The sequence below is a fragment of the Corynebacterium sp. genome (assembly GCF_030532965.1).
Taxonomy (GTDB): Bacteria; Actinomycetota; Actinomycetes; order Mycobacteriales; family Mycobacteriaceae; genus Corynebacterium.
Window position 1 is genome coordinate 109,711 of sequence record NZ_JAUNKC010000003.1, and the last position, 13,145, is coordinate 122,855.

Genomic DNA, 13,145 nt, shown 5'->3' on the forward strand with positions numbered 1-13,145 from the left:
CCACACACGTCCGTCCGCGCAAGGTGGCGCTCCGGGTTGGCGCACCTGGGTCGACACGCCTGAGTTGACACGCCCGGGCGAAACGCGGGTGAGAAAAATGTGAAATAAATTACTTTTCTCGACAAAACCACAGTCAAGCAGTGGGTTTTTATCGGCCATCAACTAGAAACATGAACAATTCCTCACATTTTTCGTTTTTCTCTAGAAACTTTTAGGAAACTTCATCTATCATCTCAAAACATGACTATTTCCTCACCTTTGATTGACGTTGCTTCCCTCCCCGATGTCAGCACCACCGCCGGCAAAATCGCCGACCTTAAAGCACGCCGCATCGATGCCGCTTCCCCAGTCGGGACCGTCGCTCAAGAAAAAGTCCGCGCCAATGGCCGCCTCACTGCACGCGATCGTCTCGATTACCTGCTTGACCCGCACTCTTTTGTCGAAATAGACCAGTTAGCCCGCCACCGCACCCACGACTTCGGCATGCGCTCCAAGCGCCCCGCCACCGACGGCGTTGTTACAGGCTGGGGCACCATTGACGGCCGGGAAGTCTGCATCTTCTCCCAAGACGGCACCGTATTCGGCGGCGCGCTCGGCGAAGTATACGGCGAAAAGATGTGCAAGCTGATGGAATTAGCAGTCACGACCGGCCGCCCGCTGATCGGCCTTTATGAAGGCGCTGGTGCCCGTATCCAAGACGGCGCCGTTTCCCTCGACCTTATCGCGCAGACCTTCTACCACAACATCAACGCCTCCGGCGTCGTACCGCAAATTTCGGTCATCATGGGTTCCTGCGCTGGCGGTAACGCATATTCGCCAGCACTTACCGACTTCGTGGTCATGGTGGACCAAACCTCCAAGATGTTCGTCACCGGCCCGGATGTTATTAAGACCGTCACCTCTGAGGAAATCACCCAGGAAGAACTCGGTGGCGCAGGCGTCCACATGGATCTAGCTGGCAATTCTCACTACACCGCCGCCAGCGATGAGGACGCCCTCGATTTCGTCGCCGATCTTGTCAGCTATCTTCCGTCCAATAACCGGGAATCCGCCCCTCGCACGCATTATGACATTGAAGAGGGTTCCTTAGAAGAGAACATGAATCCCGATGATCTGAAGCTCGACTCCATCATTCCGGATTCCCCAACCGTTCCTTACGATGTCCGCGACGTCATCGAATCCATCACCGACGACGGCGACTTCCTCGAAATCCAGGCCGAGCGCGCCGCCAACGTCGTTATCGCCTTCGGCCGGGTGGAAGGGCAATCGGTAGGTTTCGTGGCCAATCAGCCCACCTGCCTGGCAGGCTGCCTCGACATTGACGCCTCCGAGAAGGCCGCCCGGTTTATCCGCACCTGCGACGCATTCAATATCCCCATCGTCATGCTTGTCGACGTCCCCGGCTTCCTGCCCGGCGCGGGCCAAGAACACGACGGCATTCTCCGACGCGGGGCAAAGCTCCTATACGCCTACGGTGAGGCCACCGTTCCGAAAATCACTGTCACCATGCGTAAAGCCTACGGCGGCGCTTACTGCGTGATGGGTTCCAAGGGCTTGGGGGCCGACCTCAACCTCGCCTGGCCGACCGCCCAAATCGCGGTCATGGGTGCTGCTGGTGCCGTCGGATTCCTACACCGTAAGGAACTTGCCGCCGCAAAGGACAAGGGCTTGGGCGAATCCGAACTGCTGGAACTACAGAAGTCCTTTGAACGCGAATACGAGGACCACATGCTCAACCCGTACTTGGCCGCCGAGCGTGGGCTTATCGACGCAGTGATCCTCCCTTCGGAAACCCGTGGTCAGATCGCCCGTAACCTCCGGCTATTGGGCAAGAAGCACGTGACACGGCCTGCCCGTAAGCACGGAAATATCCCACTATAAATCCTCCCTATACTTGTAATTTCTCGAAACAGCTTCCCGAGAAATTACAACCCCCTAACCCATAACGCTGGCATGTTGCCTCAAGATCAGGGAAAGCCGTAACAGCGTTATATCCGGTTAACCCCAATGCCGTAGCACCTAATCCCTGCTACGGCATTGGGGTTATATCTTTGACTACGACTAACAAGTGATTGTTGAAGGCGAGCCACCGCATATCTTTTCCTACCTATCTCCCCCGTCTCCCCTATCTCCTGCGTCTTCGCCGGTTCCCCTATCTCCTGAGTCTTCGCCGTTTCCCAACTATTCACGTTCCACCCACTTGGCGTTCCACCCACACGAGCTCTCACAGGGGGTGACGCACAGTCGATGTGGGTGCACTTTCTGCGCACCACCCCTGTTATTCCCCGCCCGAGCCGCATGCGCCAGTACCCCCATAACCACACCCCCAAATTGGGCGAAACCTGCGAAAAGTGAAAATTGCGCCACCCCCACAACCCGGTAATTTTTCCCGAGAAATAAAGAAAATAACAAACACTTCACAAAATTTTCGACTACCCCCTAAACTGTGAAGTTATGACTGCCGCAACGATCACTGATGCAGGTGCCCAAGCACCCGATTTGACCACAACCGCAGGCAAGCTCGCCGACCTTCGGGCGCGCATTGCCGAGACCCAAGCGCCAATGGGACAAGCTTCGGTGGAGCGAATCCACGATGCTGGCAAGAAAACCGCCCGTGAGCGCATCGAGTACCTCCTCGACGATGGTTCTTTCGTTGAGATCGACGCCTTGGCGCGTCACCGCTCCAAGAACTTCGGCCTGGACGCCAAGCGTCCAGTCACCGACGGTGTGGTAACCGGTTACGGCACGATCGACGGCCGCAAGGTGTGCGTTTTCTCCCAGGACGGCGCCGTGTTCGGTGGTGCTCTCGGTGAGGTTTATGGTGAAAAGATCGTCAAGGTCATGGACCTGGCCATCAAGACCGGTGTGCCGCTGATCGGCATCAACGAAGGTGCTGGCGCTCGTATCCAGGAAGGTGTCGTCTCCCTGGGTCTTTACGCCAAGATCTTCTACCGCAACACCCTCGCATCGGGTGTCATTCCGCAGATTTCCCTCATCATGGGCGCCTGCGCTGGTGGCCACGTCTACTCCCCGGCACTGACCGACTTCATTATCATGGTGGATAAGACCTCCAAGATGTTCATCACCGGCCCAGACGTTATCAAGACCGTTACCGGCGAAGAGGTCACCCAGGAAGAACTCGGTGGCGCTCACACCCACATGACAACCTCTGGTACCTCCCACTACACCGCCGCCGACGATGCGGACGCCCTTGATTGGGTTCGGGATTTGGTGGGCTTCCTGCCTTCCAATAACCGTGCTGAAGCACCGCGCGAAGATGCAGACATCATGGTCGGTTCCATCCAGGAAAACATCAACGACTCCGACCTTGAGCTGGACACCTTGATCCCGGATTCACCGAACCAGCCATACGACATGAAGGATGTCATCACCCGTGTCGTTGACGACGGCGACTTCTTCGAAATCCAGGAAGGCTACGCTGGCAATATCATCATCGGTTTCGGCCGAGTGGAAGGCCGTTCGGTCGGCATTGTGGCAAACCAGCCCACCGAATTCGCTGGCTGCTTGGATATCCGCGCTTCCGAAAAGGCTGCCCGCTTCATCCGCACCTGCGATGCTTTCAATATTCCAATCATCGAATTCGTTGACGTCCCAGGCTTCCTCCCTGGCACCAACGAGGAATACAACGGCATCATCCGCCGTGGCGCGAAGCTGCTGTACGCCTACTCTGAGGCAACCGTCGGCAAGATCACCGTTATTACCCGTAAGTCCTACGGTGGCGCTTACTGCGTGATGGGTTCCAAGGACATGGGTGCTGACCTCGTCTTCGCGTGGCCAACCGCCCAAATCGCCGTCATGGGTGCCGCAGGCGCGGTGGGCTTCATCTACCGCAAGGAGCTCAAGGCTGCCGCAGCTGAGGGCAAGGATGTCGCCGTGGTTGCTAAGGAATACGAGAAGGAATACGAAACCACCCTCGTTAACCCATACATGGCTGCTGAGCGCGGCTACGTCGACGCGGTTATCCCACCTTCTGAGACCCGTGGCCAGATCATCGAAGGTCTACGCCTGCTGGATCGCAAGGTCGTCAACGTTCCTGCCAAGAAGCACGGTAACATTCCGCTGTAATCACGCGAAGCATTAAGCGGGGATGGTAAAAGCTGTCCCCGCCCCGCATTACATGCCCGATTGCTTCCCCGAAAAGAAACGTAGGTAACCAGCAATGTCTGACAACACCGAGGCGTCGACCGAAGGCGTCGAAACCACACCCGAGGTAAAAAAGCCGTTCCTGACCGTCGTCAAGGGAAACCCAGATGATGTGCAGGTGGCCACTCTGACTGCCCTGTTTGCCACGATGGCAAGCAATGCCGCTGGCGCTGGGCAGCAAGAACGCGAACGCAACATGTGGGGCAGCGTGGAAGAACGCCTACAGCGGCCAACCACATACAACCCAACTGCTTTCCAGAATGTAAGCTTCTACTAGTCTTCACATTCTTCCAACCGGGGTGTGCTGCACAACCAAAGGTGCGCACACCCCGGTTTTTGCATGCCACAAAACATCACCCTGTGTGCGGCGACCCCGCTTTTCGACACACACCACGCCGCGAGCGGCCACCAGGCGGCGAGTTTCTTTCACCTGCGCTGTTAAACGAGCTCCCACTGGTGCGCGTCGCTATAGCTGAAAAAATAATGCAGCAAATATGCTAAAGACCTTTCTGGTAGCTCCTAGCACCACTTGGAGTGGTTGCAGACGCAGGTGGAGTTATGGTCGCCACCCGAGGACTGTCTGTTCTTGGCGTTTTGCTGGTTGTGAGGTCGGATCCCTCGTGGTTTTTCGTTGTAGAACTCCTCGAAGGAATGCTGGCGGGCTGATCGGTGTTCTTGTGGTGGGGATTGTGCTCTATGTGGCGCCCAGCGGTGTGGTCATTGGGGCGCAGAGTTTTGGCGTTGGTTTGCTTGCCGTTGGTGGCGCACTGGGCCTGCTGGAAATTTTCAGGAACTAGAACCCGCGATTGGGTGGGCTAGCTCCATTGCCAGCTGTTGCCGCTCACGGCAAAAATGGCACCGGAATTACCGCGCTGAACTGAGACGAATATCATCGCGCGCGATCAATCGATATGGTTGTAAATGTGAGATGCGGGTGCGGTTTTTATTAAGAATCGGTAATTTTGTCCGCTATATTTTCATGCCATTAGTTAGCTAATATTAATTATCCGATACCCCATCGCACCCCCATATCCCGCAGATGAATGTATTTTAATCTTGGAAAACGGGCAGGAAATGGCTAGTTTTTGCCACTTCAGGCGCCTTCAGTTTCACTTTTTGGCATAAATTGATTGTTATTGGCTTTTTTCATAGGTAGGTTGAAATTAGTGGTATGCGCAATCGTTTGCACAAATTTTGCATACAATGGGATTAACAGTGAAGGAAGCTGATTATCATGGCGGAGAAAGCCAACCCCAGTAATGGGCGCCGAAGTCAAAGCACCACACTTAAAGATATTGCGGCGGCAACTGGGCTGTCCGTAAGTACGGTTTCACGTGCATTGGCACGCAATCCAGTCATCCCGGAGACGACCCGGGAAATCGTCGAAAAGGCGGCACGCGAACTCAAGTACCGCCCTAACGCCCAAGCACGGGCGCTGCGCAGCGCCCGCACCAATATCATCGGCGTCATCGTCCCTGACATCCAAAACCCGTATTTCTCAGCGCTAGCAGCTGCGATTCAATCAGAGGCACTGAGCAAAGACTATTCCATCGTGTTGGCGCACTCGGAAGAAGACCCGGATCGGCTCAACGCCGCCCTCGAAATGCTCGGGCGGCAGCGTGTCGACGGCATCATCGTCGTCCCGCACTTCCAATCAACCAAAAAGATCGCCGATTTGATCGAGACCGGCATCCCCATGGTTGCCGCGGACCGGTCGTTGCCGCAGCCGAAAATACCATCAGTCACCTCAGATAGCTGGCCAGGGATTCATGAGGCACTGACTGAGATCAAGAATCTGCCCGACGCGCGGCTAGGCTATTTGGCCGGCCCGCAAGATACCTCCACAGGCCAACAGCGGTTGGCGCACGTCATGGCCGCTGCCAGTGATTTGGCCATGCCAACCCCTACCGTGTTCTATGGCGGCTACCAGCAAGAGGCCGGATACACCGGAACGTTGGAGCTCCTAGAATCCGGGGTGAATTGCATTCTCGCCGGTGATTCAATGATGACCATCGGTGCATTGCAAGCACTCCACGAGAAGAACCTCCGCATCGGCGAGCATGTTGCCCTGATCGGCTTCGACGATACGGATGTGTTCTTGCTTCAGAATCCACCGCTAAGCGTGATTGACCAGGATGTTGAAACGATGGGGCGGCACTCCTTCGATATGTTGTACACGTACATCATGTCCGGTGACGCTCCTGACAGCATGGTCATTCCAACCACTTTCAAGCGGCGTGGTTCCAGCAGTTTCAGCGCCACGGCTGAAACTAAATCGACTACTAAAACCAAGAAGTCCAAAGGTTAGCCACCATGTCTGCTGCACTACCGCCTAGCGATCCGGTGAATGATTCACCGCAACCGAACTCGACGCATTCGCTACCGGAAGGTAGTAGCGAACCAATATTGACGCTGCGCAATGCGTCGAAGTCCTTCGGGCCGGTGCGAGTGATTGATAACGTCACGGTCCATGTTCGTCCGGGCCACGTGCTGGCGTTGCTCGGCGAAAACGGCGCTGGTAAATCCACGTTGATCAAGATGATGTCGGGAGTTTATCAGCCCGATTCTGGCGAGATCATCGTCGACGGCACGGTGACGCTACTGCCCAATGCCAAGGCAGCAGAGAAACTGGGGATCGCCACCATTCATCAGGAACTAAATCTGGTGCCCACCATGACCGTGGCGGAAAACGTCATGTTGGGACGGGCACCGAGCCGGTTCGGTTTGGTTGATTACAAGAAGTTGCGGGCGCGCGCCCAGGCGGCGTTGGATCTCATCGGCGTTGACGTCAAATTGGACGACACCATCGGCTCGCTGGGAATCGCCCGGCAGCAAATGGTGGAGATTGCCAAGGCGTTGTCGATGAATGCCCGGATTCTCATTCTGGATGAGCCGACCGCCGCCTTGACGGATCACGAAATCGAGCAATTATTCTCGGTTATTACCGATCTGAAAAAGGCCGGAGTGGCCATGGTGTTCATCTCTCACCACCTGGATGAGATAGCCGCGATCGCCGATTCGGTGTCCGTGTTGCGTGATGGTGAATTTATCGCGGAAGTTCCCGCCACCACCCCGGAACCCGAATTAGTGCGATTGATGGTTGGTCGTTCCATCGATAACCAATACCCCCGTCAGGCACAGGAGCCGGGGCCACCCTTGCTAAAGGTGTCCGGGCTCAGCAGCCACGGAAAATTTGAGGACATCTCCTTCGAGGTTCATGCCGGTGAGGTGGTCGGAATCGCAGGTCTGGTCGGCGCTGGCCGGACCGAGGTGATTCGGGCCATAGCTGGCGTTGATCCGATTGATTCAGGCGTCGTTTGGGTAGTAGACAAAGCTCTGAAGTCCCACGACATACCGGAGGCGATTCGCCACGGCATCGGCCATGTGCCGGAAAGCCGAAAGTCGCAGGGGCTAGTGCTTTCAGCCACCGTCGGCGAGAATCTCGGCTTGGCAACAATGCAGTCGACCAGTAAATATGGCCTGGTTGATCGCGGTGGTCAGCGCATACGCGCCAAACAAGTGGCGAATAAGCTTCGCATTCGGATGGCCTCTATCGACCAACCTATCCGGGACCTATCCGGCGGTAACCAGCAAAAGGCGGTGTTTGGCCGGTGGGTACTGGCGGGTTCCAAGGTTTTGCTTCTCGACGAGCCCACCCGGGGCGTCGATGTCGGCGCCAAGGTTGAAATCTATTCCATCATCAATGAAATCACCGCCGCAGGTCGCGCGGTCGTGATGGTGTCCTCGGAACTACCAGAAATAATTGGCATGTCCGATCGGATTCTTGTGATGTCCGGCGGCCGGATTGCGGGCGAGCTCCCTGCCGGTTCCGCCCAGGATGACATCATGCAACTTGCGGTAGCCAACGTCGATGACGCGCTTAAGCCGTCAGTTGCAGCACCCCTGAACGAAGAATCACACCACTGCCCGAAGGAGACCCGATGACTTCCCCGGCTTCAGCAAACGTTTCAGCTACGCCCGCCCCGGCGTCGAAAAGAGCGAAACCGCACCCCGTGCTGCACTGGATGCTTAACAACGGCGCGCTGGTGGGCCTGATCATTTTGTGCATCGCGTTGTTCATCGCAACGCCGCACTTCCTTACCATTGGCAACCTCATCAACGTTGGCATTCAGGCGGCAACCGTGGCTATTTTGGCCTTCGGCATGACCTTTGTTATCGTCGCCGCCGGTATCGACTTGTCGGTGGGTTCGGTTGCGGCATTCGGCGGGATGACCTCAGCGTATTTCTTCTCCGAAGTGGGGTTGCCGGGCTGGCTTACCCTCATCATCGGTCTGCTGATCGGTCTTCTATCTGGTGCTATCTGCGGCATCGCCATCGCCTATGGTCGTTTGCCTGCGTTTATCGCGACGCTGGCTATGATGTCCATCGCCCGCGGTGCGACACTGGTGATCTCCCAAGGCGCGCCGATCCCCTCCGCACCCGCCGTGAATGTTCTGGGGAAGAGTTATTTTCACCTGCCCATGCCGATCGTCATGATGGCGCTAGCTGGGCTTTGTTGCTGGTTTATCCTCTCCCGCACGGTCGTCGGGCGCTCCATGTACGCTATTGGCGGTAATGTGGAAGCTGCACGGCTATCTGGCATACCGGTGCAGCGCATTTTGGTGATCGTCTATTCACTGTCGGGGCTTTTCGCAGCTCTGGCGGGTTTGGTTATCACGGCCCGACTGTCATCGGCGCAACCGCAGACGGCGCTGGGCTATGAGCTTGATGCAATCGCCGCCGTTGTTATCGGTGGTGCTTCGCTAGCGGGCGGCACCGGCAAAGCCTCCGGAACGTTTGTGGGCGCGATCCTGCTGGCGGTGATCCGCAACGGCCTCAATATTTTGAATGTGTCGTCGTTCTGGCAGCAAATTGTCATCGGCCTGGTTATCGCGGTGGCGGTTGGTTTCGACGTGATCCGCAATAAAACAGCCATCTAATTCCATACTGAACGAACACCCCTGCCGCGGCCGGAGACCGTCGCGTGGATAGACCAAAAAGTGGCGGTTTTGCTGGCAGGGCGTCTAAAGATTTTTACCTAAAAATTTCATATCCTCGCATTCCATCGCTAGCAATCCTCGTGACCTAAAACCATAAGCGGTTGCCGGTTTTAAGGGGTTTTCGCGCAACGCGTTGATTTTTTAGCTCTCGTTAGATAAGAAAGGACCGTTTCGATGTTTCGCACCACAATGCGCAAGACAATCGCGGTAGTAGCATCGCTGGGCTTGGTCGTGGGATTGACCGCCTGCAACCGTGATTCCAGTACCTCCACCAGCCCGGATGGTAAATCCATCACCTTCGCGTTATCCACCCAAACCAATCCGTTTTTCGTCCAGCTTCGGGCTGGTGCTGAAGAAAAAGCCAAGGAATTGGGCGTAACGCTGAATATCCAAGACGCCTCGGACGATTCCACCACGCAGGTTAATCAGCTCAGCAACGCCGCAACCACGGGCTCCGGTGTGGTAATCGTCAACCCAACGGATTCCGACGCTATCGTGCCTGCCGTGGAATCGCTTAATGCCGCGAATATCCCGGTGGTGGCGGTGGATCGTTCCGCCAACGGCGGCGATATCGCCTCCTATATTGCTTCCGATAACATCGCCGGCGGCACCCAGGCCGCCAAGGTACTTGCGGAAGCTATCGGCGGTGAGGGCGAAATCATCATCCTTCAGGGTATCGCTGGTTCTTCCGCCTCCCGGGATCGGGGCAAGGGCTTTGAGACGGGCCTGCAGGAATTCCCCAATGTGAAGATCGCGGCAAAACAGACCGCCAATTTCGACCGGACGAAGGGCCTAGACGTGGCCACTAATTTGCTCCAGGCGCACCCGAACGTGAAGGCAATTTTCGCGGAAAACGACGAAATGGCATTAGGCGCGATTGAAGCCCTAGGCGATCGGGCTGGCAAGGATGTCGTCGTGGTTGGCTTTGACGGCACAAAGGACGGCTTGACTGCCATCGCCGATGGCCGCATGTTGGCGACCATCGCTCAGCAGCCGGAGAAGTTAGGCAGCCGCGCAGTGGAAGAGGCTGCGAAATTACTCAAGGGTGATGCCGCCACCAAGGAAGTTCCGGTGGAAGTTATCACAGTGACGAAGGAAAACCTGGCGGAATTCCAGTAATCAGCTCCGGTAATCGCACACAGGCATCAGCTCTCCCCGCCGTGTCAGTGCTATTGCATATAGTTGACGGTACGGGCGGTGCGATTGCAGGTTGAGCCTAAAAAGCCTCCCTTTCTGGGAGGCTTCTTTCGTTGATAATGGGAAACAGCCGGGTGCTGACCACCGTCTTTCCATCAGGGTGCAGGCTGCACAGTGCAATGTTAAAAGGAGTGTTGAGCGTGGGTATTGTCGTCGTTGGTTCCATTAACGCGGATTTGGGGGTTCGGGTGGCGCGGCACCCAAACCCGGGTGAAACCCTTCTCGGCAGTGGTGGCAGCATCAGCCCCGGCGGCAAGGGTGCAAACCAAGCGGTGGCGGCGCAGCTGCTGGGCGCGACGGTGACATTTGTCGGGGCGGTCGGCGGCGATGCTTATGCCAAGCCAGCGCTGCGCCGCCTGAAAGCTTCCGGCGTTGACCTCAGCCGGGTGGCTGAAGTGGACGATACTACCGGGTTAGCGGTGATTACGGTGTCCGATGACGGCGAGAACTGCATTATCGTGATTCCAGGCGCGAACGCCCATGTAACCGCCGACTATGTTTCCCGCCATGCTGATGCGATTGCGTCCGCGTCGATTCTGCTTCTGCAAGGTGAAATCCCGGCCGATGGTTTCGCCGCCGCAGTCGCAGCCGCCACAGGCCGGGTGGTAGTTAATCTAGCCCCGGTTGTCGAGGTAGACCCGGCGGCATTGCGCCAAGCAGATCCGTTGATCGTCAATGAGCACGAGGCACAATTGGTGTTGCGTCAGTTACATCCCGATGCGGTTAACAGCACCGTCACCGACGCTGAACCCGCCGACCTAGCGCGCGACTTGATCGCCGCCGGTTTCCGGTCGGTGGTCATGACCCTCGGGGCCGCTGGTTGCATTGTCGCCATGGCGGATGACTCCCATACGATTCCGGCACCTCAGGTATCCGCAGTGGACACCACCGGTGCCGGTGATGCGTTCGCCGGGGCGTTGGTGGCGCAGCTCGATTCCGGCGCTTCGCTTGTCGACGCCGCCAGGTTCGCGGTTAGAGTAGGCGCATTCGCGGTGCAGGGCTGGGGTGCCCAAGATTCTTATCCGCAGGCATCCGATGTTTTGCCTAGTTAGAATAAGAATCTTGTCGTCCCGATCGGGTTAGTGCCACGGCGCTTTTTCGCGCGCTGGCGATACAAACCCCTCACTTACCACCTGCCGCTGCTCCGCACGGTGTGCCATTATCTTGGACAAAATGATGTGCAACACGAAGGTGAGGATCAGCGCGCCGAATCCGGCTGGGAAGTCGAATGGAAGTTCAACCCAGTATTGGGTGGTGATTCCGAAAACCGCACCTACCAGGAACGAGATTATGGCAGGCCAGCGCACCGGTGGCATGTCATTGGGGTTTGCGGTTTCGTATTCGCCCGGCCTAATGATGAAGTAGTCCGCCAGGATCGGCCCAGCCAGTGGCACGAAGGCCGCACCTAAAACGGTGATGAAATCGGCGAAGAAATAGGAGTAGAACCCGAGTGATCCCAGGATCGTGCCAATGGTTCCCACGACGATCACGATTCGACCGCGAGGTATCCGCTTACCGGCGCTTTCCGCCGCGGGTCCCACGTAGAGGGCGTTGCAATACAATTCGGACATGTTGGTTGTCCATAACGACAGCACCCACAGGATAACGCCGAGGGCGGTTAGCAGCGCCCCCTTCGTGGTCATCCACGTGATGAAATTGGAATCGCCCGTTGCGATCGAACCAATGTAGCCGACGATGTTAAGCAGCGGATTCGTGAGGATAAAACACGCCGCCGCCCCGATAAATACGTGATTTTTGGTTTTGGCGTAGCGGAAAATATCCACGCCCATGATCACACCGGCGATCCAGGCACCCAACATGATCGTGATGCCGGTGCCGTAGCTCATTCCGTTGCGGGTGTCCGCCTCGGTTAGGACGTTGCCGAAACCACCAAATTCGGTAATCATCAGTACCGCAGCGACGATGGCCACCACCAGCACGAATGGCGCTGCCCAGCCACTGATTTTCTCAATAGCTTTAATACCTTTCCACGCCGACCAGGTGAACACCGCACCCCAGAAGAGGCACAGCACTACATATTCCAGGGTTAGGTCGTTAATGACGATGATGCCGGTTAGGTCGCCCACCGCCACGTCGAAGATCGCGCCCACCATTCCCACGATGGAGGCGAACCAACCGAGGGTCAGCATAGCCATGATCAGCATGGGCAGAATCATGCCTTTTTTGCCGTAGGAAATGCGGGAGATAAGCGACAGGTTCAGGCCGGTGCGCATAGCGGCGATGCCCAGCAGGAAGGTCAACACTAAAAGCAGCCCCTCCCCTACTGCGATGGAAAATAGCGCCTCACCGAAGGTCATTCCGGGGGTTCCGCCTTGTCCGGCGAGTTGGCCGCCGACGATCAACCCGGTGGGAACATACCCAAACCCAACCCAGATAACGAACATCGCCCACCAGCTGCGGCGGGCATGCCACGGGACTGGTTCGAGCATATATTCTTCGTGCTGGCCGGGGTCATCGTCATGCGTGGGGGTTTGGGCTTTGGCCAGATTGCTCATTGTCACTCCTTTCAATCGAATATGTGCGTTGAAGTCCTTGCGTTTGTGCCTAAAATATCGCGCAATCACGCTGGTTATGTGTCCAGTTAATCAGCGTTTTTCTATTGCGATTTCGATTTATCATTGCTAAGCTTACACTAATTAGGTGGTCAAAATTAGTGGGTTTCGGCCTTAATTTAAATTATTAAGCGCATATTAATATATGAAGCAAAACTGGGTTACATTCCTACATTGACCATATTTAATCCAGCATATTTGATATTTACAT

At 56.4% G+C, this 13,145-nt stretch carries 9 protein-coding genes; 8 read left to right on the forward strand and 1 reads right to left on the reverse strand.

The window, feature by feature from the left end:
• The first annotated feature begins 240 nt into the window (after positions 1-240).
• From Q4D85_RS02700 to Q4D85_RS02735, 8 genes are all read left to right on the forward strand, one after another.
• Positions 241-1,881 carry an acyl-CoA carboxylase subunit beta gene (locus Q4D85_RS02700; protein WP_303198024.1) on the forward strand — a complete coding sequence of 547 codons (1,641 nt, stop codon included), beginning with the start codon at positions 241-243 and terminating at the stop codon, positions 1,879-1,881.
• 573 nt (positions 1,882-2,454) lie between these two features.
• A complete protein-coding gene (locus tag Q4D85_RS02705) occupies positions 2,455-4,086 on the forward strand; it encodes an acyl-CoA carboxylase subunit beta (protein WP_303198025.1) in 1,632 nt (543 codons plus the stop codon).
• 94 nt (positions 4,087-4,180) lie between these two features.
• Entirely contained in the window at positions 4,181-4,441 is a 261-nt protein-coding gene (locus Q4D85_RS02710; RefSeq protein WP_303198026.1) for an acyl-CoA carboxylase subunit epsilon, read from the forward strand.
• Positions 4,442-5,398: 957 nt separating this feature from the next.
• Complete coding sequence (locus Q4D85_RS02715) at positions 5,399-6,472, forward strand: LacI family DNA-binding transcriptional regulator (protein WP_303198028.1); 1,074 nt, start codon at positions 5,399-5,401, stop codon at positions 6,470-6,472.
• Positions 6,473-6,477: 5 nt separating this feature from the next.
• Complete coding sequence (locus Q4D85_RS02720) at positions 6,478-8,109, forward strand: sugar ABC transporter ATP-binding protein (protein ID WP_303198031.1); 1,632 nt, start codon at positions 6,478-6,480, stop codon at positions 8,107-8,109.
• Between the two features lie 80 nt (positions 8,110-8,189).
• Entirely contained in the window at positions 8,190-9,104 is a 915-nt protein-coding gene (locus tag Q4D85_RS02725; protein ID WP_303198134.1) for an ABC transporter permease, read from the forward strand.
• 234 nt (positions 9,105-9,338) lie between these two features.
• Entirely contained in the window at positions 9,339-10,283 is a 945-nt protein-coding gene (locus tag Q4D85_RS02730) for a D-ribose ABC transporter substrate-binding protein (protein ID WP_303198032.1), read from the forward strand.
• Between the two features lie 197 nt (positions 10,284-10,480).
• Complete coding sequence (locus tag Q4D85_RS02735) at positions 10,481-11,413, forward strand: ribokinase (protein WP_303198033.1); 933 nt, start codon at positions 10,481-10,483, stop codon at positions 11,411-11,413.
• A 27-nt stretch (positions 11,414-11,440) separates the two neighbouring features.
• Here Q4D85_RS02735 and Q4D85_RS02740 read toward each other — a convergent pair whose 3' ends face one another.
• Positions 11,441-12,877, reverse strand: coding sequence for a cytosine permease (locus tag Q4D85_RS02740; RefSeq protein WP_303198035.1), 1,437 nt, complete (start codon positions 12,875-12,877; stop codon positions 11,441-11,443).
• Positions 12,878-13,145 lie beyond the last annotated feature (268 nt).